Here is a 25,153-nt window from a genome sequence, read left to right on the forward strand (position 1 = left end):
ACTTAGACATATTTTACCATTCTTTCTTATCCAACAGGAGATTCACGTCTCAAACGGCAGTAAAATGTACTGAATCGACATTCTTTTCCGACAGATTCAGGCGGAGTATAAAATACTCTTTTTCCACCGAAAATGTATATACTCCTCCATAGCGTTCCACAATGGCACAGATGCTCCGCGTCCCAATGCCATGTCCTTTTTCCTTTGAAACCGGGACTCCGTTTTCAAAGATTGGTGCTCCGGCACAGGAATTTTTTATCTGTAAAAATACCTGATGCTGTTTTTCATAAATCTGTACTTCTATTCTGGCTTCTTTTCCCTCTTTTTGTACTTCCCTGCAGGCATGGATGGCATTTTCCAGGGCATTAGACAATAGCACACACAAGTCAGTATCACTTATCACCGTCTTCGCTTTCATGCCGCCTTCCACTTTCATCACAATTCCTTCCGCTTCTGCCCTTCCTGCAAAGGATGACAAAATCAGATTCGCAGCTTCGTTTTCACAATACTGTATCACCTTCTGCTGTTCCAGCTCATTACAGATATCAGATATATAATCCTCTGCCTTCTGTATCTGATGGTTCTCCAAACAGGCATATAGATATTGTAAATGATGACGCAGGTCATGGCGGTAACGGCTGGCCAGATTCTGCGACTCCCGCAACGCCGTTATTTCACGCATGGACTGTGCTACCTGCATATCAAGGCTTTTTTGAATCTCCTTCATCCGGTTTTCTTCCTGCCCTTTTGTAAAGTTATACAACAAGAACACAAGATATGCCCCGCAACAGATAAACGGCATAAATTCCACAACAACCGGAGCCCCACTGGACAAAAGATCTGTGTACACCCTTGTCAGATAATCAAATACATAATACAGCACCGGTATCACACCAAACTGGCACTGCATTTTTCTGGAATAACCAGAAATATAGCGGACTGCCGGCGTCATAAAGTGCATCAGTCCAAACAGTAGTGGCAGCGTAATCAATAATTCCACCACATCCAGCATCAATACTCCTCCACCCAAAATTTCTACTGCAAGAAGTGCCAGCCAGCGTCGTAACTGGCAGCAAAGGTAGGCTGCCATCACAGAGAAAAATGGCCATAGCAATTTACCGGTCAGTCCACATAACAGTAAAATCAGCGGAACATGTACCAGCAGCGGATAAATCTGCCTCAAAAAGCCATCATCCCATTCATAGTAAATAATCCCCTGTGCAATCGGAATCAGTGCGATGCATATCCAGAATATGATCCGGTTTTTCCGCCGGTCCAGTGCATCACAGAAGGATGCCGCCAGCACACTTCCAAAAACACTGACTGCCACATTGTTAAGAAAGGACATCCAAAGGCTCATAACGTCACCTGCCCATCTTCAAATGCATATTTCAGAAATGCACTCTTTATTTCATTGTATTTTCCTCTTGGAATAGGAATTTCCACAAGACTTGACATCGTAATGGTACGATAAGAAAGATTCTTTATATATTCCAGATTCACAAGATATGAACGATGTGGACGTATAAAAGTTCCATAAGGCATAAGCTGCCGGCCCAGTTCATCCATGCTGCCGCTGCATTCATATACGGTTCCATCGGTCAGATGTATCAACAATGTCCTGTGGATTACTTCACAGTATTCCAGCTGTTTTAACGCAATCCGGGCAATTCCCGTCTTACAGCGCAGTACAATACTACTGCCATGCTCTTTTTCCATCTGTTCTAACATAGAATCCAGCAGATGATAGAAGCTGCCCTTTTCAATCGGCTTCAACTGGTAATAATATGCTTTCACCTCATAAGACTGCACCGCAAACTCCACCGAAGAAGTAAGAAAAATAATTTTGATATTATTATCAAACTTCCGAATCTCGGATGCCGTTTGGATTCCATCTACCCCCGGCATTAAAATATCCAAAAACAAAATGTCAAAGCGGGTTCCTTTTTCCATTTCATTCAGTAAATCCAGCGGACTGTGATAGACTTTTGCATCTATTCTGTAATCACGCTCCCTGCGATACTCCTCCAGTAAGCTCTGCAGTTCTTTTAAAACCGTATCGTCATCATCGCAAAATGCTGCCTTTATCATGTTGTATCTCCCATCTATGTATCAGCTTTATCAAAATATTCTTTTCTTAAGATTCATTATAGGCAGTTTGGGAGCCGATGTCCACTGTTTGAGGGATGGGAGTTTTCTATGCGAGATAAGTGAGGGAAAAGCTCCCTCACTTCCGCGATAGGCTCGGGAACAAGTTCCCTCGCTATCGCGGTATTCGTCAAAGTTCCAAGCTGTAAAAAAGAAACTCAAGCAAGCTTGGTTTCTTTTCCTCGCCTGTCACTTTTCCTCATTACTCGCGTAAAAAAAGACGACCTTTCGCACGGTCGTCCTTTTAGGAGAAGGTATTTTTACTATGGGGTGTAGCAAAAATTATATAATGTATTGGGGGGTTTTTACGTTAATTATAGTACCATTTTCCCATTCAAAAGTGTGCACAAACTTCCAAAAAAAATCACATTCCTTTTATTCAATCTGTATAGTTCATAAATTTCATGGCGAAAATACCACTTATTTTTTGCACAAAAGAATGGCTTTTTAAGGCTTCTATTTTGGTCTGACCATTTTTCTGCTCTTTTCCTCATTACTCGCGTAAAAAAAGACAGCCACCGATCGGCTGTCCTTTTAAGGAGAAGGTATTTTTACTATGGGGTGTAGTAAAAACTATATATATAATGTATTGGGGGGTTTTTACGTTAATTATAGTATCACCTCTCCCGTTTAAAGTGTGCACAAACTTCACAAAAGTTGTGCCTACTTTTTGTATACTTTATATAGTACCTTTTTCCCATTTTCGAAAAAACCTTCTCTTTGGATTCTATTCCTCCGTTGTCTCAGTTACAACATCAGCTCCGCTCTGGAATAATGCTTCAAATTCGTCTCTTCCAATCTTTTCTTTTTCCAAAAGAAGGTCTGCTGATTTATGGAGTACATCACTATTTTCCTGAATGATTGCCCTTGCTTTGGCATAGCATTCGTCAATGATACGTTTTACTTCTTCATCAATTTTGGATGCCACACCCTCGCCATAGCCTCTGGTATGTGCAAGGTCTCTTCCGATAAACACTTCGTCATCATCATTGTTATAATTAATCAGTCCGACATTTTCAGAAAATCCATATTTCGTTACCATTGCTTTGGCAAGCTCGGTTGCCTGCTTGATATCCTGGGAAGCTCCGGTTGTGATATCATCAAAAATCAACTCTTCTGCCACACGTCCACCTAAGGAAACAATTATCTGCTGCAGCATTCTTCCCTTGGTATCAAACATTTCATCACGCTCCGGCAATGGCATCGTATAGCCTGCTGCTCCACCACCGGTTGGGATAATGGATACGGTATATACCGGTCCCACATCTGGAAGTACATGGAATAAAATCGCATGACCCGATTCGTGATATGCGGTAATCTTCTTTTCTTTCTCGGTAATAATCCGGCTCTTCTTCTCCGGACCGACACCTACTTTCAAGAAGGATTCCTTAATATCTTTCTGGATAATATAACTTCTGTTTTCTTTGGCTGCAACAATTGCCGCCTCATTTAAAAGATTCTCCAGGTCTGCTCCGGTAAAACCTGCTGTAGTCTGTGCAATCTGTTTCAAATCCACATCCTCTGCCAGGGGTTTATTCTTTGCATGTACCTTTAAGATTTCTTCTCTTCCACCAATATCCGGACGCCCCACATGTACCTTACGGTCAAATCTGCCCGGACGCATAATCGCAGGGTCTAAGATATCGACACGGTTGGTTGCTGCCATTACGATAATTCCTTCGTTGACACCAAATCCGTCCATCTCTACCAGAAGCTGGTTCAAGGTCTGCTCCCGTTCATCATGTCCGCCGCCCATACCGGTTCCTCTTCTTCTTGCCACTGCATCAATCTCGTCGATAAATACGATACATGGTGCATTTTTCTTGGCATCTTCAAAAAGATCACGTACACGGGATGCGCCGACACCAACAAACATTTCTACGAAATCAGAACCGGAAATACTAAAGAACGGAACGCCTGCTTCTCCGGCAACTGCCTTGGCAAGCAGAGTCTTACCGGTTCCGGGAGGTCCCACCAGAAGAACTCCCTTCGGGATTCTCGCTCCCAGTCTGGTATACTTTCTCGGCTCTTTTAAAAAATCTACGATTTCTTCTAATTCTTCTTTTTCTTCCCGCAGTCCTGCCACATTTTCAAAGGTTACATTGCGGTTCTCATCGGTGGTCATCTTTGCCCGGCTTTTACCAAAATTCATCATCTTGCTGCCACCGCCACCACCTGCTGCCTGATTGTTCATAACAATCATAAACAGAATAAACATTGCTCCAAACACAAGTAAGAGCGGCAATAAATTCATCAGCCAGTTTTCTGCCGGAATATCATTCACCACATAAGAAGTAAATTTTTCCTTATCCATCAGCGATTGAGCCTCACTGACATCCAGCACATATAAGGTCTCTTCTGACTTATCCGTTTTGACAATATCCAGTCTTCCGGTTGGATAAACTCTGTTTGGCTGCACTTCTACAGATTTAATCTCATCATCAGCCAGTTCCTGTTTAAACTGGGCATAATTATAGTCATCCTGATTCAGATGCTGTCCGTCCAGTAAAAACCAGACCAAAACCACAACTACAATCAGACTGATATAAAAGCCCCATCCTCTATATGATTTCTTCACGCAAACTCCTTCCTATCCCAAATCAAGAATGCCAATGTATGGCAGATTGCGATAGCGCTGGTCATAATCAAGACCATATCCTACTACAAATTCATCCGGAATTTCAAAACCGGTATAATCTACCGCAACGTCTGTTATCCTGCGATCCGGTTTATCTAACATTGCACACAATTTTAAGCTCTTCGGTCCTCTGGCGGATAAATCATCCAGCAGATAACGCAGTGTTCTTCCTGTATCAATAATGTCTTCAATGACAATTACATTTCTACCTTCAATAGATTCTTCCAAATCTTTCTTTATGGTGATTTTTCCACTGGACACGGTTGACGCGCCATAACTGGAAACGCACATAAAATCAATTGTTACCGGCACGGTAATACGCTTTGCCAGTTCACAGGTAAAGAATATACTTCCCTTCAGTATGCAGATTAAATGAACGCTTTCACCTTCATAATCCTTGCTAATTCTTTCTCCTAATTCAGCAATTTTACGATCAAGTTCTTCCTCTGAGAGTAATACACGAATCTGCTCACTCATTGTCTTCTCTTCCTCCATGATATTGTATTTCCAAAATTGTCTTCGTTGTACTGCTTACTTTGTAATATGCACTGATCCGGTATCCCACAATCCACAGGATATGAGCACCGTCTGCCACCAACGGAATAGTGTCCCGCTGCTCTTTTAAAATTTTCTCATTTACAAAATACTGCTTCAGCTTCTGTGTTCTGCCCGTCTCATCCAGCACAAAATAATCGCCCGGCTGTCTGTTCCGAATCAAAAGACTATTTTTTATTCTATCATAATCCAGCCATTTCGTATACTTTTTTTTAGAAATTCCTTCCGGTAACTCTTCCCGTTTATAAATCCGACAGGTAAAATCCGGATGTTCTTCTATTGAAATTCCACAACAACCGGCTGGCTGACCGCTTTGTCGTCCGACCGGCTGACTGGAAGACTGACTGGATAGCATTCCTACCTGTTCTGTAATTTTATGCTCCGGTTGTTTTTCACACTTTTGCAGACGCACCCCGCCGTAAGTCCGCTCTGCCACCACCTGATAAGGCAGGTTCACGCTTCTTCCCGTCTGCATGGCAAAAAGTTTCTGCACCAGTTCTACATGGGTTCTTGTAATATCTTTACTGCTTGCGGCCGTCTCACAGATGCTCTCCTTTATAATGCTTGTATACAGAATTTCCGGTTCTTTTAAAAGCTCTTCCGATATCAGGAAAGCCTGCGGCTGCCGGAAATCTTTTTCTACATATTGTGCCTTTTTTTCTTCTATTACAGCAGACAGATATTCCTGCGTCTTCCGGATGTCATCCCCAAGCTGTTCCATATGGGCATAAACTCCGGCATTCAGTTTCTCCAACACCGGAAGCACCTGATTACGGATCCGGTTTCTGGTATAATCCAAAGATGCATTGGTAGCATCCGTACAGTAGCTTTCACCTTTTTCTTTTAAATAATTTTCGATTTCCACCCTTGCCGTATGAAGAAGCGGACGGATGATGCCATCTCTCACCGGCGGAATTCCAGCCATGCCACGCATGCCGCTGCCCCGGATCATATTCCAGAGCATGGTCTCTGCCAGATCATTACGGTTATGGGCAACTGCAATTTTCCCTTCCGGCGCACCCAATTCTTCTAACGCTTTATGAAAACTTTCGTATCGTAAATTTCTTCCCGCCTCTTCTTCCGAATATCCATGCTGCTTTGCATATTCCGGCACATCATAATCATAGCGGAATAGCTGCACCTGATACCGCCTGCAAAGTTCCTCTACAAACGCTGCATCCTGAAGGCTTTCTTCGCCCCGGATGCCATGCTGCACATGGACTGCTGCCAGCGTAAAGGAAAGTTTTTCTTTCAATTCAAGCAGATGCAGCAGCAGGCATACGGAATCTGCACCACCGGATACTCCGGCAACCACTACATCCGACTGCTCAATCATATGATATTGTTCCAGAAAAGATTCTACACCAGGAATCATATTATTTCTCCCAAATTGCGGTAGCAAGCACCGTCATATCGTCTGCTGCCTTTCCTCCGGTAAAAAGTAACACCCGCTCCAAAATGCGTTTTGCAAGAATTGTTGCATTATTGGTCTCAATGCTTTCTATAATTTCCTGCATGGTTTCTTCCGGATTCGGCACATGTAAATATTCTAGCACACCATCTGATACCATGACAAGGAAATCTCCGTTATATAAGTCCTTTTCGCTTTTTTCCATATCCAGTTTATAAGATACGCCCACCGGAAGACTGGTGGAAATAAGACATTCCACTATGCCATTTCGCCGGATAAAGGTTGCCGCCGCTCCGATTTTATAAAAGTGGCAGGTTCCGTCATATAAATCCAGTTCACTGATATCCACCGTGGAAAATAAATCCTCCTGCCCTTTCATCACCATGGCAGAATTCATCATGCGGACTGCCGTTTCCACATCAAATCCCGCCTCCAGGAATTTTTCCACCAGTTCAATAACCATTTCACTTTCCTTGCAGGCAAGACTTCCAGAACCCATGCCATCCGATAAGCACATGACCATTTTTCCACTTTCCGGCTCCAAAAAGGAAAAGTTATCCCCGGAAACTGCTGCTCCATCCTTTACCATCCGGGCTACGCCATAAATTGCCTGAAACCGCGGCTCTTCTTCATAGGTATAGAGGTTGACGCCTTTTCCAATCAGCGTCTTGGTATCCTTCTCCGGAATCATGCGCCGGTTCAGTGCTCCGGCTACTGCCTTTGTCAGTTCTCTCGTAGTGACACAGCCATCTTTTACCATGACTTTCATCACAAGCTGCCAGCGGCCGTTTTCCTTTTCCCAGAGTTGTTCATCAATCACTTTTATGCCCCGCTCTCTTGCCCGGTAAGCTATGTCCTGCAGATTTGACCGGCACTCTTCTGTAATATTTTTCTGCTTCTTTGCACAATCCTCCATGATATATGCCATGGCATCCAGCTGCTCGGCTATGACCTCACGGTTTTCTACCAGCCGGTTGTACCACGCCATATTTAAAGAAGCTTTTTCAAATATCCGAAGAGCCTCCGCCGTCATTTCCTGCATATAGGGGCAATATTCTTCCATTTTCTTTTCAATATCGCGGTTTGTCTTTCCCGCCTCCCGGATAGATTGCAGCAGTGACGACAAATAGCCGTACATGGGGCTGTCATCCTTTTCCCAGCAAAGAGCGCACTGGTCGCAGGAAACACACATTTTCCCGGTTATCTCATTTTGCATCCTGCCCATTTCCTCTGCCGAGAAACTGGTATGTTCCACATTCATCCGCCCGAATATATCTGAAAGGCTTTGAAAGGACTTTGCATAGGTCAGTAGTTTTTCTTCTTCATTACTCTTTATCTCCGGTATTGGCTGATTCACAAATGTGAATTCCAGAAAGCTATGTATGATACGGCTTAACACCATGGTGGCTGCAAATATAAAGACTCCTTCTAAGACCGCCATTTCCGTCCGCATTCCGTCTCTTACGTTTAACATTTCTCCAAATACGGATAATAAGGTTGCCGAACAGCCTGCGCCAAAGGCAGCTATCCAGGTATAGCAGCCTTTATTTACCCATTCTGCCAGCTTGATGATTACTATGGTTACCAGCAGTGTCATTACATATTTTGTCATCAGTGTCAGCGGCAGCATAAATGCCATTCCAAGAAACATTCCAATTCCCAGCAGCAGCCGTCCGCCCCGTTCCAGGTAAGCTGCCGCAAAATATGCCGGGATAAAAGGGTAGCAGCCTGCAAATCCTAATTTACACACTGCTACCCCTATAAAGCATATTACCGCCTGTTTCGTTCTCAATTTCTTCATTTCCATTGTTCCTCCTTCTCCTGTCATTTGTGACAGCAGAAGCTATTATAGAAATGTTTGTCCGAAATCTTTGTCAAACCGTTGTCTCATTTCAAAAAAGTTTTCGGCAAAAAGCGGAATGGTTTGTCTATTTTAAGTTTTTCTATGGTCTTTATGTTCTCGAAGCTGTTCTACTTCTTGTCTTCCTTGAAGATAATCTCATTTTCATGGGTCAGTCCCAGCTTGCTCTTTGCCTGGTCTTCAATATATTCCTGACTCTTGGTATATTCTTCGTAATTATCCAGCTGATTCTGACGTTCTGTTTCATCTTCATATGCATCAGTCAACGCATTTATTCTTTCTCTGTCCCCCTGATCTTTTTGATACAGTTTTACTATTTGAACTGACATAATTGTCAAAAACAGCACTACAATCAAAGAGATACAGATTCTTCCGTTTCGTTTCTGTTTTCTTTTTCTTCGACTATTTGTCATACTCATTTCCTCATCTATAGTTTACATAACACCATTCTAATAGTTTTACGGATTTTTTTCAACGTTTTTTGTAATTTTCGTAATAATCTTCTGATTTTCCCTTTCAGGAAACGTAAGGGTACTGCCACCATGCGAAATACTGCCCGCAATGGTTTCCCCACTACTTGAAACAGTTTCTTAAATACTTTTACGATTCCCTTCACCAGCCATGGACTGATGGCATAATTGCATAACAGCATCCCAACGCTCATGCCCAGCATGCAAAAGCCCCGGATTGCTCCGTCATTTTCCCGGCAGAGCATAATAAATATAAATATGGCACTGCCGATGCAGTACAGCATATCCTCCACTGCAACCATCCCGGTTCTATGGGGTATCAGCCTGCGCAGAATCCGAAGCAGGTCAAAGGCTAAGATTAACAGAAATCCCACCAGCATGAACCGGAGGAACCTTAAGGCTTCACCGGAAATTTCCGGGCTGATTTCTATCATTTAAACAACCTGCCTAAGAAGGATTCTCCGCCACCTTTGTGATAGGTTTCCACATCCGAATAGGTTAAGCCATCAATTTTCCCTGTGACATCCACTTCCCCCTGTTCTAAGGACAGGCGGTTTACATGAAGGTCATTTCCCTTTATCAGAAGCATTCCCTGTTCTGTTTCCAGTAAAATCTCATTTACATCAAAAGAAAGCACATCCAGCACTCCGCTGAAGTTTGCACTTTTCCGGTTTGCCAACAATACTTTATGTGCTTTTGCTGTTTTCAATTCTTCCATTCAGTCTCATACTCCTTTACCCGAAAGTTAGTCCTTTCCAAAATATATGAGACTGTTTCTCTTTTTATGCGTTTTTACTCTTTTACAGATAGCGGAATAATTCTCCTGCCTCTTCTTTCTTGGTGGTATCTGCGATTGCAACCACTTCTACTTTCACCGTCTTCTGGCCAAACATGATTTCGATGATGTCACCTGCTTTTACATTGACGGATGCTTTCGCCGGTTTGCCATTTACGGTGACACGTCCGGCATCGCAGGCTTCGTTGGCAACGGTTCTGCGTTTAATCAGGCGGGTTACCTTTAAATATTTGTCTAATCTCATTTGCTTACCTTCTTTCTTTTTGAAATTCGAAGCAGCATTGTCCATCCTTCTATGTTCCATGAAGTAAAGAAACGGAAACTGGCTTTTGTATCTAATCAGAATGCGTTGTAATTTCTGTCCTGATTTTTCCTTGATGTAAGGCTGTCTTTCCGCTTGCTTTGACGGAATGCGGCGGGTGTCCGTCTGCTGCGGATACGACCACTCGCCAGCAAGGGTGGCTAAGCATTCTGCTTAAAGAAAATGGTTATTCTGGCAACCGGCGCAAAGTCGCATCCATGCTCCAATTGCACCTCGCTGACACCTCCCTGTGTCAGCGTTGCCGGTTGCTATGCAGAATGCAAGCCACCCTAACCGTCTCGTTCATGTATCCGCATACAGACGAACACCCACCGCATTTTGTCAAACATTGGAAAGACAGGCTCAATTAACAAAAGGAAAAATCAGGGCTGCAATTACAGCATTCTGGTTTCACAAAAACAGTTTCCGTTTCTGTGTCTTCATGCATATAGAATGATAGAAAATTCTTTTCTCCTTCGAATTTCAATAAAAAAAGGTGTAGCAAAAGCAGTTTTCTACTTTCGTTACACCTCTAATCAGAATCATTTTATCAACTTATTTATTGATTAAATCTTTTAAAGCTTTTCCTGCTTTGAACTTAGGTGCTTTAGAAGCTGGAATAACCATCTCTTTACCGCTCTGTGGGTTTCTTCCTGTTCTTTCAGCTCTTTCAGATACTTCGAAAGTACCGAATCCAACTAACTGGATTTTCTCACCTTTTTTTAATTCTTCAGCTACGATATCAGTGAAAGCTTTTAAAGCTGCCTCTGCATCTTTTTTAGATAAAGCTGTTTTTTCAGCCATAGCTGATACTAATTCTGCTTTGTTCATGTTAAAATTCCTCCTCTGGATTTTATAATTCTTCTTGAGGTCTACACTCTCCAAGATTACCTACGAATATATTTATACTTGTTTTTCCTTTATTTGTCAAGGAAAATACGGTAAATTAAGGCATACAATTTGGTCTATAACATTTTGTTGATTTTGTCCAAAACTGCTTTTCCAAGGACTTCATATTTCTGCTCTGCTTCTTCCATGGATGAACCCTTCACACCAATGTAGAATTTTACTTTCGGCTCGGTACCGGATGGTCTTACACAGAACCACGCAGCATCGTTTAATTCATAGTAAAGTACATTAGAGCTTGGAAGTCCTGTTGCTGTTACTGCCCCTGTTGCAAGGTCTGTAATGGTATCCTTCTTGTAATCACGTACTTTTTCAACTTTATAGCCACCGATTTCAGTTAAAGTTTCGCTGCGCAGTGTATCCATGATTTCCTGAATCTTAGCCAGACCCTCGATTCCCTTTAATGTAATAGACTCAACATGGTCTTTATAGTATCCATATTTTTCATACATGGCAAGCATTGCATCCCAAAGAGTCATATTCCTGGTCTTGTAATATGCAGCAGCCTCACACAACGCCATAGATGCTACCACTGCATCCTTATCTCTTGCATAGGTTCCGGTCAGGCAGCCGTAGCTTTCTTCCATACCAAAGAGATAGGTTCCTTTTCCGGTCTTTTCGAACTCTAAGATTTTGCCACCGATAAACTTGAATCCGGTTAATACTTCGATTAACTGAATGCCATAGTATTCTGCAATGGCATCTGCCATATTGGTAGATACGATGGATTTGATAAATGCACCATCTGCCGGCAGGGAGCCGTTGATTGCTTTCTTTTGTCCGATGATATAATCACCAATCAGGCAGCCGGACATATTTCCGGTTAAGGAATGATATTCTCCCGTCTTAGAATCCTTTACATATACACCGAGGCGGTCTGCATCCGGGTCAGTTGCAAGGATTAAGTCTGCATCTACTTTCCTGCCCAGTGCAAGTCCCAATGCAAATGCTTCCTCTGCCTCCGGGTTCGGATAACTTACGGTTGGGAAATCTCCATCCGGAAGTTCCTGTTCTGGAACAACATATACATTTTCAAAGCCAAGCTCTTTTAACACACGGCGGACCGGGATATTTCCTGTTCCATGTAATGGTGTGTATACAATCTTAAGGTCTTTGCCTACTGCATCAATGGCATCCTGATGTACCACAAGCTTCTTAAGCTCTGCAATATAAGCATCATCGATTGCCGCGCCGATAGTCTCATAAAGACCTGCTGCCCTGGCATCCTCTAAGGACATGGTCTTAACGGTGCTGTAATCAGTTACTTTCTTTACTTCATCCATAATTCCGGTATCATGAGGTGGTGTAATCTGTGCACCGTCCTCCCAGTATACCTTGTATCCATTGTATTCTGGCGGGTTGTGGCTTGCTGTAATATTAATTCCGGCAGTGCATCCTAATTTACGGACTGCATAAGATAATTCCGGTGTTGGTCTTAATGACTCAAATACATATGCTTTGATTCCGTTTGCTGCAAGGCAAAGTGCGGATTCATCTGCAAATTCCGGTGACATATGTCTGGAATCGAAGGCAATTGCCACACCCTTATCCTGTGCATTTACTTTTAAAATATAATTTGCAAGACCCTGTGTTGCTTTGCGGACAGTATAGATGTTCATACGGTTGGTACCGGCACCGATTACCCCACGTAATCCTGCTGTACCAAACTCAAGATCTTTATAGAAACGATCCTCAATTTCCTTGTCATTGTCTTTGATTGCCTGAAGTTCAGCCTTGGTTGCCTCATCAAAATACGCTCCCTCAAGCCATGCTTCGTAAGTTTCCTTGTAACCCATTCCTGATTTCCTCCTACTTTTCATTTATGTTGTTTACCAAAAGAGCCTGCCAGTGGCAGCCTCCTTCGGATGTCTCGCCCTTTCATTTCTCTCACTAATTCGTAAGACTGTTAACTACCTGATTTAATGTACTTGTCGAAGAATTATTGTTACTGGTTAATGTATCAATAATTTCACTCAATGCCTTCCTATATGCATCAGAGTCACTGGATGAACTTCCACTGGAGCTGTTAGTTCCACTGGAATTCGATGTACTGTCGGAATGCTTATGCTCCACGGTTGTGTTCTCTTCATTTCCGGCAGTTTCCGTCGATTCTGTCTCTGTACTGCCCGTATCATCACCTGACAACGCAATCTCTATCTGCGCTTCCGGCGAATTTACATATAGCCGCTTCGACCAGGTGTCATATCCATCTGCAGTAATCTGTATGGAATGGATGCCATACTGCAGCTGTAATGGCTGTGTATAATCAACCTGACTACCATCAATATACATCAAAGCGCCTGCAACATCAACCGCAAAGGTTAAAGTACAATATTTCGGATCCTCACCCTTTATGGAATCTACATCCACGGAAATCTGCTCATTTCTTGTTACAGCTACCTCTGTGGAACCGCCGTAGCCATTGCCGGCAACGGTTAATTCATAGGTTCCTTCCGGCACCTCTAACTGCATATTCTCCGTGATCTTATAATAATTCTTATGATTCAGGCTTAACCAGCCGCCCTCTAATGCCTGTGTATTTACAAGCTGGATGACTCCATGTCCTGTTGTAACGGACACTGACAGCACTTTCCGGTCAATTCCCTGTATTCTTAAGGTGTCCTGTCCGGTAACTGCGGACAATTCTATGGCTGCATCTCCGGAAAACACTTGTAATTCTTCATCATAAGAATACTTTGTGTCTCCTATGGTAAATATCTTATCTTCTTCATTATAGGAAAATTTTCCGATATCGTCCATCTCCCATGCATCTGCCGACTGCTCCACCTTTTCTAATATCAGGTCTTTATCCCGGAGTGTTAAAGTAACCACTTTTCCCGGTACCATGGATGCAGCCGAAATCAGACTGCCATGTCTGTCTTTAAAAATTGTCCCATCTGTATAAGAATACTGTTCATAACGTCCCGTGTCAATATTCAGAAATGTCATTGTTGAAAGTGTTGTATCAACACTACTTACCGTATACAGGCTGCTTTCCTCTGCCTGTATCTCTTCCTCCGTTGCTGCCTCAACGCCCGATGCATAGCCTTTCATGCTGACAGGCCCATCGTCTTTCTTTCCACAGCCGCTCAAAGCCACAAACACTGTGAAAATAACCAAAGCCAACAGCCAGTGCTTTCCTGATTGCTTCATTTCGCACCTCTTTTTCTCCTGTATGCTCTTTTTCCCCGGCAATTGCCTGTACATGATTATACATGATTATTCCACAAAATAAAATAACATTCTTAAAAACTGCTGGCGGATTTCTTCCTGTTCGATAACCCGGTTCAACTTCTCAATGTCTCTGCCGGACACCCATGCCTTATTGGCATTAAAGTAGTGATTTGCCACTTTCCAGAACTTCTGTGGGTATGCCATCCTTACATAAAGCTGCTCCCATTCCTCTGGTAATAGTTTTCGTTTTTTTTCGTAAGCTGCCAGCATATCCGTTGCCAGCCCGATATTAAAATTATGCTTTTCCATCAGTTTCCGTAAGAAATGTGCCAGATCCCCTACCAGCACATCATAATGTGCCTGTTCAAAATTTGTAATTATAATTTTACCATGGGCAAATAATACATTATGCTGGTTAAAGTCTCCATGGCAGATTCCATACAATGCTGTTTCCCGGCCCTGCTGTCCGCTCTGCCCCTGCGTTTCACCCGGATTGGGTTTCATCAGCCGATGTTCCACGTCCAGTGCCTGTTTTAAAAAAGTCTCATAATTGTGCATAAATATCATTTCAAATTCATTCTTTTTATGCTTTCCATGAATATAATTGCGCACCTTTTTAAGCTCCCGGTTGTGCCGGAATACCTCCATGGCATAATCCTGTCCGCCAATTTTTAAATTTTCATCCTCCACCTTCTGCAGGACAAGATGCAGCTTTGCCAGTTCTTCTACCGCAGCAAGTACATCATCACGGCTCCTGGTCTCACACTCCCTGCCCTCCATATATTTTCTGGCATAGTACCAGGTTTCATCCACCTCCTGGGCTAAAATTTCTCCTTCCCTGGTATGTATGATTTCATCTGCTTCTATTCCATTTTCTTTCAGACGGAGCAGAATATGTTCTAAAGCTTCCGCTCTGCCTTTTGACCCGCGAAAAGATTCCATTATTATTTTTCCGTCCTCTGATGTTGTGCAGATATAGGTCCCCCTTCCTTTCTGGATAGCGGTTACCTCAAACGGATACTGTTCTAACAACTGGCTCGATAAATTATACACAAAAACCCCTCCATACGACGAATTCGCACAAATCTTTATGCGTCTTTCTATCATATGAAGAGGTTCTTTAAAGTATAACCTGTCAGATATTCTTTTGTATTCTTTTCCGGTTCTTCGATTACCACATCTAAAAGCTTTGCCAAAATGTTCCCTATCTGCGGACCGGGCTTCACGCCAAGTTCTATTAAGTCCCGTCCGTTAAGCGCAAGGTCTTTTAGTGTCAGACAGTCTGCATCTTCGATTATTTTATCATAAATCTTATGATATCCGTCCAATGCCTCAAGCTTTTCTGTCCTCTGATAATCACTCTGGGCCAAAATATCTGCTTTCTTCAGTTCAAATATAACCGGGTAGCACTCTAATCCGGCTTTCTGTACCGCCTTTCGTACGGACTCCGGTGTCAGTACCGGGTTAATATCGTGAATTGCCACCAGCCGGCAGACCATATCAATGGTTGCATTGTCGAATTTTAATCTGCGTAAAATTGTCTTCGTCTTCTTTGCTCCCACCTGCGGATGCCCGTAGAAATGGTCAATTCCATCTTCATCTGTACTGCGGCAGTCGGGCTTTGCCACATCATGAAATAATGCTGCAAGCCGTAGCACCTTGTCTGCTTCCACACCTTTTAACACTTCAATGGTATGCTCTCCTACTGTATAACAGTGATGGGGATTATTCTGTGGTGTACGCATCATCACCGAAAATTCCGGCAGTACCACATCCGCAATTCCTGTGGCATATACGGTACGCATCTCCTCCGGATGGACTGAGGTAAGAAGCTTAACCAGTTCTACCTGAATACGCTCTGCACTGACCTTTTTTAACATCGGTGCAAGCTCCTGAATCGCTTCTGCTGTCTCTTCTTCTATATCAAAGCCCAGCTGTGCCGCAAAACGCACTGCCCGAAGCATCCTTAAAGCATCTTCCCCAAATCTCTCCTTTGGTTCTCCTACACAGCGGATGATGCCACGCTTTAAATCTCCTGCTCCGTCAAAAGCATCCACCAGTCCCCGCTGTTCATTATATGCCATGGCATTAATGGTAAAATCCCTGCGTTTTAAATCCTCTAAAAGATTATCTGTATAGGTTACTTCCTTCGGATGTCTGGCATCCTCATATTCGCCATCAATCCGGTAAGTTGTCACCTCATACCCTTTTTTATCCAGCATTACCGTTACCGTTCCATGCTCAATTCCGGTATCGATGGTGCGCCCAAAAATTTCTTTTACGTCTTCCGGATAAGCAGAAGTGGTAATATCCCAGTCCTGAGGCACACGTTGAAGGAGGGTGTCTCTGACACACCCTCCTACTGCATATCCTTCAAAGCCTGCTTCCTGCAGCTTCTCAATTATAAACTTAACATGCTCTGGAAGCTTCATTACCATACGTTTTCCCGTTTCCTTTGCTTTACTTCTGTTCCTGCTCTTCAAAGAACTTATACGTTCCTTTGGATTCTGCTTTTACTGCATACAGAAGATCATCCGCCTCTTTAATCATTTCGTCAATGTCTTCTGCCTTCTTTACCTGATTGGAAGAAATAATACCAATAGAGCAGGAAAGTAATTTCTTATCATCAATCTCAACCGGCTGTCCGATTTCTTTTGCAATCAGTTCCCTGAACCCATCCTGTTTCTTAATCTCTTTATAGATAGCCTTTGCGGTATCCTCTAAAACCTTGTGCTCTCCGGTGTAGAGGAAAATAATAAATTCATCACCACCGAAACGTGTCACAAAGCCCTTGTCCCTGCAGACCCTGCTGAAGATATTTGCCATGGACTTAAGCAGCAAATCTCCTACATCATGTCCAAAGGTATCATTATATCCTTTGAAATTATCCAGATCGATAAACATAATACCAAAATCATGCTTCATGCGGCCCTTTTTAATCTTCCGGATAATTTCCTCGATGTTCTGATAGAATCCCTTCCTGTTGAAAATTCCTGTCAGCTGGTCGGTTACTGCAGATTTATACAATGCAGTATTCATTTCGTAGAGCTTCTCATATGCATAGAGACGATTCAGTGCATACTGCACTTCCCGGAACAAAAGCTCATAAATCCGCATATCACTCTCATCTAACATATAGCGGCTGACGGAAGAATGCCAGTTATCCTTCATCAGAATATATGCTATCATAATGCTTGTTACTTTTCCATTGTCAAAGAATGGAATAGCAACAAGGGAGCATACATTATCTTCACCAAACAGTTTGACCACATTCAGATGTTCCGAATAGTTACTGCTGATTTTCGATACAACAAACCCTCTCTGTGTCTTTTCGAACACTTCCTTTAAATACTTCTGCTCCTTCATAGAAAGACTGGCTTCTGTATTATCATAAAGTACCTTTGGTTTTCTTCCATGATACTGTATATATAATGCCCGGTCCAAATTAAAGTGATACAGGAATGTCCGCATAACATTCTCTACCATTACTTCTGCCGAAACATCCGTCACATCAATTGTCTTCTGCCATGTCGACAGAAAATCCATCTGACGGCGTTCCTGCTTGTAAGCACGGTTTATGCTTTCCTGCTTCAGCTGCATTTCCATCTCCTGGGAAGATATCACATGAAGAGGTTCTTCTGATAAATACTGTTCTAATGGCTCTAATATCTTAATTTCTTCATCTGTGAGAGAATGGGTATTATCCTCAAGATATTGTTTTAAGATTGCCTCTTCATTGCTCTTAAGTTCCATTCTTCCTGTCTGCCCATAAAAGCGGATCCTGTCCTTACGGAACAGCTGATAACAGAAGAACTGGTTTCCCTCAGTCCGCACCAGATGTGTCTCTGCACAATTAAAATCTTCAAATGCTGACGAATCATTACCGGAATCCATTCCAAGTAATGCCCGTGTGAAATGATAAAGGAACATATCGTCATCACAACGTGCATAATCGTGGATGATTCCCACATCATTCTGAAGCTTTTCTTTTTCAATTATGTAATTCAAGAACTGTTTGCAGTTATTGAGGTACTGTTCACAGTTGAAACGGTTGCCAATCTTCTGATTGCACAATGCTAAGAGTCCATACAATTTGCTTAAATTGCAGACCCTCAGACTATTCAAATGCAGACGTTCAATGGTCTTCATACAGCGCATCAGATATTCGTTGGCTTCCTTGAATTCTTCTGCTGCAATACAGTTAATTGCCATATTGTAATATACTTCCGCAATATCCTCCGGCAATTCCAGATTATATAAAATTTCTACTGCTTTCTGAAAATAACGCTTTGCAAGGTCATTCTGTCTTAATGCCGTTAAGGTATAACCGATTCCCGAGAAAATACGTCCACTTTCCAAGGAGCGTTTATTATCCAGTGCTTCAAAAGTTCTTACCGAATACAGCAACGCAATCAGATACATACCGTTGGTAGACGCCAGCATAATGTTCTTCTGATATGCATTGTAAATAAGCTGTGTATTGCCAATTTCTGTTGCCAGTCTGATTCCCTTACTGAAATAAATAAGCTGGGATTCGGAATAATATGCCTTTGCCACAATCTCCGGCTTATTGTCATAGGCATATACATAAATGTACGCCAGATGATTCCGGTAGTCATATTTCATTAATTTTTCAATCATGGCATCGCTGACTTCCACATTCTGTGCACAGAAGAAAATATTATTCCAGCCTGCCATTTTCGCTTGTATTTCTACCAGCTCTGCTTCAAACTGACCGCGCTCCATGCCGCCTTCTATTGCAATACTTTTTGCAACACCTGCACATTCAGTGGCTTCCTGCAGTTTTGACTGATACATATAAATTACAGAGCGGAGATAATATGCATAAAAGCGCATCCTGCGGTTCTTTTTCTTCTCTGCAAGCTGTAAGATACCCTCACTTATTTCCAGTGCTTTTGGCAAATCCCTCATATATACCGATACATATGCATAGAACTGCCAGAGTTCGTATTTCACTCCATCCGATACTGTAAAATTGTCAAATCTGATTTTGCGGTCTACTTTATCCAGATAAAACAACGCCTGTTCAAAATCCATGAAAAAGACAAGATTCTGCAATGTTCTGATATCATCTTCAATACTTTCTGCTGTAATAACCTCATCTCTTTGTTCCCGGGATTCTCCGGCATTTCCAATGCGGAATATTGCAACATTATTATCCAATTCCTCCGTTACGTTTTCCCAGCCCGGCAGCATATATTCCGGCAGACGCTGCTGCTCATTCATGCCGAGAACGATTCCGATATTCTCTGTATGCTCTGCTTTTAACAGTTCATAGACTATTTCTATGGTTCCATTTCCGGCAAACTGCATGCGGTTAATCCAAAGCATAAACGGCTGTATCTTAGAAACTTCAACAAGCATTGCCACAATAGCATCATGCATCCGCTCCCGCTCATAGTCAACTTCTGTATACAATAAACTCTCTTTCCGGATACATTTTCCACTCTCCCGGTATGCTGCAATAATCGGACGCTGCAGGGAATAGACATTACACTTGTCCAGGAATTCATCAAATGTCATCTCCTTCTGCTGGTCGAAAAGTTCCAAAATCAAATCCAGAAACGGCTCATATGCTCCCGATAATTTCTCTGCCCGGAATTCGTGGGCTACAAAACGAACCTCTTTATTATTCGTTATCTGCTCTGATATTTCCAACTGCTTTAATGAAAAATCATTGCTGTATTTTGCCAGAACAATGTTGTGTTCTTTCTTTCCAATCTGTGCAAAAACCTGTTCCAGAATACTGTTATAATATTTTTGAATCATCTGTTTCCCCCTTCAGAAATATTCAAAAAGGCTCTGAAAATATATGATAATTCCCTGTTATCATATACCTCCCTTTCTCTTTCTGTAATAACCTGTCTGGTATTTATAATTTATATATTAGTATAGTCCTCAAACCCACGGATTGTCAATGTTTGTTGCGACTTTTTGGGGGCTTTTTGAAGGGAGTTTTCACACTTTTCCGATACCATTTATTTTCATAAAAATACAGCTGCTTTATAATGCATGTATTGGTAATTGCAGAAATTTTAATGCAGCTCTTGCTGCAATCTCCGTCGGGTCAACTATATTTTCTCTGATTCCTGCCAGGGAAAAAGCAATTGGTAATTCAGTACATCCCAGAATCACACTTTGCGCACCCTGTTTAATCAAGGATTTTAAAATATCGTCAAGTCCGTACTTTTCTACATCCTTTTTTCCTGCTTTAATACACCGATAGATTACTGCCATAATTTTCTGTTGCTGCTCTGCATCCGGATAAATCGTTTTGATTCCCTGTGCCCGAAGCTCTTTCTCATAAACCCCACTCTTTATCACGCCATCCGTAGCCAATACGGCTGCACATGATATATTCTGCTCTTTTAAAGCTTTTACTGTCTCGCGGGGCATATGCAATATCGGGATATCAGTAAATATTTTTAACCGGTCATAAAAAAAATGTGCTGTGTTACAAGGTATCATCAATAAATCTGCTCCCATATTTTGCAGACTTACTGCACTTTTTACCATCTCTGGTATAGGATCCTCTCCCTTTTCAAGAATAGCTTTCGTTCTATCCGGAATATTCGTGTTACAATCAACACAAACATGCACATAGTTCTGATCGCAGTCTGCATCTGACACTTCAAAAATCTTTTTCATTAAATCGCAGGTAGCCATCGGTCCCATGCCACCAATAATACCTATTGTTTTTTTCAATTCCGTTCCTTCTTCCTCAGGTCATGTGTCAAAGCTCAGAAAGCCCGGAAATCATTATCATTTCCAGGCTTTCCTTGTAATGTACTTCAAATTTTCCATCAAAATCTGACATGCTGTATGTTTACATCATTTTTTAAGTTTTTTAATACTCTACCTTCCACATATAGCGTCGTGTTGTCAGTGGATGCTGTCTCTCCTCAGCCAAAGCCTTATTATAAACCGGATATACATTTGTGAATAAGGAATGGTTAAAATAGTCTACGACTGATGCATCAATTGTAGACAGCCCTAAATCCTTTGCATCAATTACTTCAATCCGTTTTGCATAAGTCTTCAAAAACTTCAATGCACGTTCATCCAACGGTCGATTGGTTCCCTCAGAAACCTGAAGCACAAATGGTACTTCTTTATCTGTAATTTCGAAAGGTCCATGGAAAAATTCCCCACTGTGAATACTGGAAGAATGAATCCACTGCATTTCCATAAAAATACATATACTTTGCATATATGCTGCACCATAACCCGCTCCGCTTGCCATAGTATAAATAATTTTATCATCTTTATATTCCCTGGCAAACAGTTCAGCCCGTTTTTCCACATGCTTACGTGCATGTTTCACAATACCATCAATACGTCCAACACCATCCATAAATTCTTCATAATGCTCATACCCTTCTGTCTGATTCAACAGTTCCACTGCCACCAGAAGTGCACAGATAATTTTTTCACCAGCAATATCCTTATTATCTCCAAAAGTATAATTGATAATATAATCACCAAATGGGGTAATCTCTGATTCCTCTTTCCATGTCAGAATAATTACAGCTGCACCTTTTTCCTTTGCCAGTTTCGCTGCATTAATTGTTTCCGGTGTATTTCCCTTATGGCACGATAAACACACGATTACATTTTTTCCCAAATCCTTCGGAGTACTATATACAAATTCATTACTATTAATTAGTGCTGACTTAATATTTGCACATTCTCTTTCCATAAATGTTTTCGCTGGATAAAGTGCTCCATTAGAACCACCGCATCCCACAAAATATAATGCTTTAATACCGCCTTCTTCTTTTCTGCTTTCTAAAATTTCTGTAATTACATTCTTGATTTCTGTTGGTTTCATTGATAATCCTCCCATAAATATTTTTAATACATTGTTGTTATATTATTCTGCAAGCATTGGTCTTGCTAATTTCTGAATATATGAAATTTCTTCCTGGCTCAGTTTACAATACTCACTATTATCCATACTACATCCGGCATCCTGCACATACATCATTTTGGTATCCTTTTCTACAATAGTAAAAAACCAACGCTCTTTCGGTACATTGTATAAAGTTCCTTTCTCCACCGGAGTTAATTCAATATTAAACTTTCCATCTATTCTGTCCGCTGTAATAATAATACATTTTCCAGAAATCAAAATGAATTGTTCATCTGTCGTATGATGTATCTCTAAATGTTCTAACCCATCAATGTCATTATTCGGTTTCCAATTTTTGATACAAACAACCCATTTTTCATTCCGATATGCACATTCTATTCCTTCTCCATCATACCTGTAACTTGTCGGCTTTATATCCATATAGCGTTCCTCCTTAAACCTTTTAATTATTTCTATTATCAATTATTCTTCCTGCAATTGGCGTTCCATACCCAAACGCTCCTTCGACACCGCAAATCTTTGAAGCGAATTCTGCTCCAGCCTGCATGGCTTTCTTTAAAAGTTCTTTAACATTCCCATCATCTTTACTTTCTTCTTTAAAAAATTCCGGTTCTTTATACCGTAAAATATATGTCAAAAATGTCGCGAAATAAGAGTCTCCTGCACCCATAGTATCCATAATGCTTTCTGCCTTTACAGCTTTTTCATACATCATTTCACCATGGTATAAAATGTATGAACCATCTTCTCCTATTGTTCCCAGAACAAGCGGAACTCCAAGCTCTTTTACTTTACTCATTTCCCTTTCGCGTTCTTTATCACTTAAATGTGCACAGGAAAGCATTGCCACTTTAATATGCGGACAAATTTTTTTCAGATATTCGTCTGTCCATCGATTTGAAAAATCAAATGCAACTGGAAGACCCAAAGAAGCAATTTCTTCTATGTCATCATCTATATAGGCATTCAGATTTGTATAAATCAAATCAAACTTTCTTATATATGAAAAATCTTCCTGCGTAAAATCATAAGGATACTCTTTTGCCACACCTCCATGATTGGACCCGACAAATACGCGATCTCCCTGATTCAGTGTCACACATGCAAATCCATTTTCACCTTCATAATTCCTGCTATGTGAAAAGTCTACATTCATATTTTTCAGTGCTGCCTGAATGCATTCTGCTACTTCATCATTTCCAAATTTACCTAAAAATGCACTTTCTGCATTATTCATATGTGCATATGCACATGTGTTAACACACTGACCTCCTGGATACATTTTCCCCCTGGAAAGATATTTGTCACAAACTGCATCTCCAATTGCAATTATTCTAGGCTGTCTCATTTTTATTTCTTTCTCCTTTCTTTCAATTTTTCTTTCACCCAGACTCCCTCACCTCTTCTTTTTGCAACAAGCAATTATTTTTCCAGATTCGCTCTTTCATTTTTTCAGATAGCCATTATTAATATTTATGTATATCTGGCAATCCATCATGAGGTGGCAGTTCCCACAGCCTGTCAGAATAACACAGGCTGTGTGCTGTTACTGTTTTCTTTATTTTGCCACCACCGGTTTTTATCAGAAAACAAAATATCCTATTCCTGTTGCTACTAATACTGATACAATTGTACATACAAGTCCCGGCCGCATATAGCTGTGATTAAATATAAATTTTCCAATCTTCGTAGTACCTGCCGTGTCAAAAGCAAGACCTGCTATACACTGGCTGGAATCCGGGATAAAATAGTTGGATGAGCATGCCATCCATCCACCTACAATAATATAAGCCGGCAGATTCAATGCAATTGCAATTGGAATCATAATCATTGTCGTAGACGCTTGTGAACTTGTCAGTGCACCTACCAGAAATACTGCAATAATATAAATCCATGGATGTTCATTTGTTAAAGCTGACAAATTTTCTGTAATGAAGTTTGTCTGTGCACCAACAAAAGTATTTACCAGCCAGCAAAGTCCCGCTGCAAGAATAACAGCAAAGAATCCAGTCTTTAACAACGGTACTTCTAAAATGTCGTTACTATCAATTTTACTTACAATAACAATAATTGCGGCAGCTACATACATAATAATCTGGATTAAAGATGTCATTGCTAACTGTGTACCATCGCTAAATGTTGGACGGAGCGCCGGGAAAATACCGCATATTGCAATTACTACCATAGAAACCAGGAAGATAGCAACAGAAATCTTTGCTTTTTTGGTTACCTGTTTTTCTCCTTCTACTTTCTTTTTAAAATCCTTTACCAGTCCATCTGCAACCCTCTGCTGATATTCAGGATCATCCTCTAATTCCAGACCCTTCTTGTATACAGACAATGCTGCAACCAATACTCCTATCAGTGCTGCCGGAATTGCTACCAGCATAATTGTTGCCAGATTTACTTTTTCAAAAATAGTCATATAACCCACAATAGCTACTGTTGCAGCTGTTATTGGTGATCCGGTATTTGCCTGCTGGGATGAAATAATACTAACAGAAATCGGGCGCTCAGGCCGAATTCCATTTTCCAATGCTATTTCATTAATAACCGGAAGTAACGAATATACAATATGTCCGGTTCCACAACAGAATGTAAATAAATACGCTACAAAAGGTGCTACCAAAGTAATGTTTTTCGGATTTTTCCGTAATATTTTTTCTGCAAGCTGTACCATAAAATCCAATCCGCCAGTCGCCTGCATCGTACAGGCTGCGGTAATTACCGCCAACATAATCAGTATAACAGTAATCGGTGGATCTGATGGAGTCACTCTAAAGATATATACGAAAATCAACATTCCGATGCCGCCAGCCATTGCCAGGAAACTTCCACCTTTTCTGGTTCCCCACACAATAATCAGCATTAAAACAATAAATTCAATCCAAAACATGGACATCTACCTCCTCTTTTTTATTTATTCCAAAGCATGTGCACTACTTTAAAACCAAAATGTATTAATTTGTTTTTATTTGTATTGTTTTATTTTGTATCTA

At 41.3% G+C, this 25,153-nt stretch carries 21 protein-coding genes; all 21 read right to left on the reverse strand.

From position 1 onward, the window contains the following. Nucleotides 1-49: 49 nt before the first annotated feature. The 21 genes from DXB39_RS08405 to DXB39_RS08505 all read right to left on the reverse strand — a co-directional run bounded on the left by DXB39_RS08405 (nucleotide 50) and on the right by DXB39_RS08505 (nucleotide 25,050). On the reverse strand, nucleotides 50-1,360 hold the full coding sequence (locus tag DXB39_RS08405) for a sensor histidine kinase (RefSeq protein ID WP_117841616.1): 1,311 nt from the start codon (nucleotides 1,358-1,360) through the stop codon (nucleotides 50-52). Next, nucleotides 1,357-2,091 (reverse strand): LytR/AlgR family response regulator transcription factor, encoded by a 735-nt coding sequence (locus DXB39_RS08410; protein WP_117841615.1) that lies wholly within the window; start codon nucleotides 2,089-2,091, stop codon nucleotides 1,357-1,359. The genes DXB39_RS08405 and DXB39_RS08410 overlap by 4 nt, the downstream gene beginning before the upstream one ends. A 784-nt stretch (nucleotides 2,092-2,875) precedes the next feature. Continuing rightward, nucleotides 2,876-4,726: an ATP-dependent zinc metalloprotease FtsH gene (ftsH, locus tag DXB39_RS08415; protein WP_022242335.1), complete on the reverse strand. Its 1,851-nt coding sequence runs from the start codon at nucleotides 4,724-4,726 to the stop codon at nucleotides 2,876-2,878. A gap of 12 nt (nucleotides 4,727-4,738) precedes the next feature. Then, complete coding sequence (hpt, locus tag DXB39_RS08420; protein ID WP_022242336.1) at nucleotides 4,739-5,263, reverse strand: hypoxanthine phosphoribosyltransferase; 525 nt, start codon at nucleotides 5,261-5,263, stop codon at nucleotides 4,739-4,741. Continuing rightward, on the reverse strand, nucleotides 5,256-6,716 hold the full coding sequence (tilS, locus tag DXB39_RS08425) for a tRNA lysidine(34) synthetase TilS (RefSeq protein ID WP_117841614.1): 1,461 nt from the start codon (nucleotides 6,714-6,716) through the stop codon (nucleotides 5,256-5,258). Before tilS ends, hpt begins: the two co-directional genes overlap by 8 nt. Before the next feature lies 1 nt (nucleotide 6,717). Continuing rightward, nucleotides 6,718-8,553, reverse strand: coding sequence for a SpoIIE family protein phosphatase (locus DXB39_RS08430; RefSeq protein ID WP_242997796.1), 1,836 nt, complete (start codon nucleotides 8,551-8,553; stop codon nucleotides 6,718-6,720). Nucleotides 8,554-8,723: 170 nt separating this feature from the next. Then, entirely contained in the window at nucleotides 8,724-9,026 is a 303-nt protein-coding gene (locus DXB39_RS08435) for a septum formation initiator family protein (protein ID WP_117841612.1), read from the reverse strand. A 14-nt stretch (nucleotides 9,027-9,040) separates the two neighbouring features. Continuing rightward, complete coding sequence (yabQ, locus tag DXB39_RS08440) at nucleotides 9,041-9,517, reverse strand: spore cortex biosynthesis protein YabQ (protein WP_117697715.1); 477 nt, start codon at nucleotides 9,515-9,517, stop codon at nucleotides 9,041-9,043. Continuing rightward, a complete protein-coding gene (gene yabP / locus DXB39_RS08445) occupies nucleotides 9,514-9,801 on the reverse strand; it encodes a sporulation protein YabP (protein ID WP_022242341.1) in 288 nt (95 codons plus the stop codon). The genes yabQ and yabP overlap by 4 nt, the downstream gene beginning before the upstream one ends. Nucleotides 9,802-9,883: 82 nt before the next feature. Then, on the reverse strand, nucleotides 9,884-10,123 hold the full coding sequence (locus tag DXB39_RS08450) for an RNA-binding S4 domain-containing protein (protein ID WP_022242342.1): 240 nt from the start codon (nucleotides 10,121-10,123) through the stop codon (nucleotides 9,884-9,886). A gap of 612 nt (nucleotides 10,124-10,735) precedes the next feature. Next, nucleotides 10,736-11,011: an HU family DNA-binding protein gene (locus DXB39_RS08455; protein WP_022242343.1), complete on the reverse strand. Its 276-nt coding sequence runs from the start codon at nucleotides 11,009-11,011 to the stop codon at nucleotides 10,736-10,738. A 134-nt stretch (nucleotides 11,012-11,145) separates the two neighbouring features. Further along, a complete protein-coding gene (locus tag DXB39_RS08460) occupies nucleotides 11,146-12,882 on the reverse strand; it encodes a phospho-sugar mutase (RefSeq protein ID WP_117841611.1) in 1,737 nt (578 codons plus the stop codon). 94 nt (nucleotides 12,883-12,976) lie between these two features. Then, nucleotides 12,977-14,239: a hypothetical protein gene (locus tag DXB39_RS08465; protein ID WP_117841610.1), complete on the reverse strand. Its 1,263-nt coding sequence runs from the start codon at nucleotides 14,237-14,239 to the stop codon at nucleotides 12,977-12,979. 66 nt (nucleotides 14,240-14,305) lie between these two features. Then, nucleotides 14,306-15,313 (reverse strand): phosphotransferase, encoded by a 1,008-nt coding sequence (locus tag DXB39_RS08470; protein WP_158565981.1) that lies wholly within the window; start codon nucleotides 15,311-15,313, stop codon nucleotides 14,306-14,308. Nucleotides 15,314-15,363: 50 nt separating this feature from the next. Then, a complete protein-coding gene (locus DXB39_RS08475) occupies nucleotides 15,364-16,698 on the reverse strand; it encodes a CCA tRNA nucleotidyltransferase (protein WP_117841668.1) in 1,335 nt (444 codons plus the stop codon). A 22-nt stretch (nucleotides 16,699-16,720) separates the two neighbouring features. Next, on the reverse strand, nucleotides 16,721-20,050 hold the full coding sequence (locus DXB39_RS08480; RefSeq protein WP_117841608.1) for a tetratricopeptide repeat-containing diguanylate cyclase: 3,330 nt from the start codon (nucleotides 20,048-20,050) through the stop codon (nucleotides 16,721-16,723). A gap of 234 nt (nucleotides 20,051-20,284) precedes the next feature. Continuing rightward, nucleotides 20,285-20,986, reverse strand: a complete 702-nt coding sequence (locus DXB39_RS08485) for an aspartate/glutamate racemase family protein (protein ID WP_117841607.1) — start codon at nucleotides 20,984-20,986, stop codon at nucleotides 20,285-20,287. Nucleotides 20,987-21,128: 142 nt separating this feature from the next. Then, nucleotides 21,129-22,112 (reverse strand): SIS domain-containing protein, encoded by a 984-nt coding sequence (locus DXB39_RS08490; protein ID WP_117841606.1) that lies wholly within the window; start codon nucleotides 22,110-22,112, stop codon nucleotides 21,129-21,131. 42 nt (nucleotides 22,113-22,154) lie between these two features. Beyond that, on the reverse strand, nucleotides 22,155-22,574 hold the full coding sequence (locus DXB39_RS08495) for a hypothetical protein (protein ID WP_022242350.1): 420 nt from the start codon (nucleotides 22,572-22,574) through the stop codon (nucleotides 22,155-22,157). 22 nt (nucleotides 22,575-22,596) lie between these two features. Beyond that, nucleotides 22,597-23,502 carry a fructoselysine 6-kinase gene (locus DXB39_RS08500; RefSeq protein ID WP_117697733.1) on the reverse strand — a complete coding sequence of 302 codons (906 nt, stop codon included), beginning with the start codon at nucleotides 23,500-23,502 and terminating at the stop codon, nucleotides 22,597-22,599. 234 nt (nucleotides 23,503-23,736) lie between these two features. Then, entirely contained in the window at nucleotides 23,737-25,050 is a 1,314-nt protein-coding gene (locus DXB39_RS08505) for an anaerobic C4-dicarboxylate transporter family protein (protein ID WP_117697735.1), read from the reverse strand. Nucleotides 25,051-25,153: the final 103 nt, after the last annotated feature.

It is taken from the genome of Roseburia sp. OM03-7AC (genome assembly GCF_003462625.1).
Lineage (GTDB): Bacteria > Bacillota > Clostridia > Lachnospirales > Lachnospiraceae > Roseburia_C > Roseburia_C amylophila.